Here is a 1,312-nt window from a genome sequence, read left to right as displayed (position 1 = left end):
CAATATAAAAGTATATAAAACATACTAAGATTAGCTGTGAAGAAATCTATGACGATAGATTTTTTCACAGCTATTTTTTATAGTTGTAGAGAGAAGTAGACTGTGCACTCCCTTGGATTTTAAATCCGTATTAAAAACTAGTCAGCTTTACTCTCGCCTTTTGAAATTCGTTTGTAGTATGTTGGGCTCTTGAAGCCGTGTATAGGAAAGTGAAATGAGAAAGGTTAAGTAAAGTTTCAGCTTCTCAAAATATACAAGGAGGTTATATTTATCGATTACTTAGGTATTGATATTAGTAAGAGAAACAGCGTAATTGCACACTATAAAGATGAAGAATTCCAAAAGGAATTTACCATTCAAAATAATAAAAATGGCTATAATCATTTATTAAAGTATTTGATTGACTTAGACCACCCAAAAATCATTTTTGAATCTACAGGTGTCTATTCAAGAGCTATGACACGATTTTGTCGTGTAAATCAAATTGATTATATTGAAATGAATCCGTTAGAAGCCAAATTTAGAACGAGTTCTTTGAGATCTTGGAAAACAGATCATGCTGACGCTCACAAATTGGCTCATTTAGCGCCAACTCTTAAACAAACGGACAGCTCACCTACACAGGATTCAATCTTCTTTGAATTAAGAGAACGTGCTCGTTTTCATCTAGAAATTGAGAATAATCAAAATCGTCTTAAGAATGAGATTATTGAACTATTACATCAAACATTTCCTGGTTTAGAAAAATTATTTAGTAGTCGATATTCAATCATTGCACTTAATATCGCAGAAATTTTTACGCATCCAGATATGGTTATTGATTTAGATGAAGACACACTTATTACACATATATTTGATTCTACAGACAAAGGTCTATCAAAGAACAAAGCTAAAAATTATGCGGATCAATTAGTAAATATTGCTTCAGAAAGCTATCCTAATGTCGATAGACATTCCTTTCTAGTTGAAAAAGTACGCTTACTTATTCAACAATTAAAATCATCTATACAACGACTCAAACTATTGGATGAAGCCATGATTCAATTAGCACAGCAGCTTGATTGTTTCGAAAGCATTCACTCGATACCTGGTATTGGTAAGCTTAGTGCCGCTATGATAATTGGAGAAATTGGTGATATTACACGCTTTAAATCTAATAAACAACTTAATGCTTTTGTAGGTATTGATATCAAACGATATCAATCAGGTGGGACACACAGTAGAGATACAATCAATAAACGTGGTAATAAAAAAGCGAGAAGACTTTTATTTTGGGTGGTTATGAATATTATAAGGGGACAACATCATTATG

General features: G+C 32.2%; 1 protein-coding gene. It reads left to right on the top strand.

The genetic code is table 11. The annotated features are described in order from the left end of the window. Window positions 1-270: 270 nt before the first annotated feature. A partial coding sequence (locus KA858_RS08080; protein WP_348634756.1) for an IS110 family RNA-guided transposase occupies window positions 271-1,312 on the top strand: 1,042 nt, incomplete at its 3' end.

Source organism: Staphylococcus sp. GDX8P80P (assembly GCF_017893095.1).
Lineage (GTDB): Bacteria > Bacillota > Bacilli > Staphylococcales > Staphylococcaceae > Staphylococcus > Staphylococcus borealis.
The sequence above is the reverse complement of the archived record's forward strand: the minus strand, read 5'-3'. Positions and strand labels throughout refer to the sequence as shown.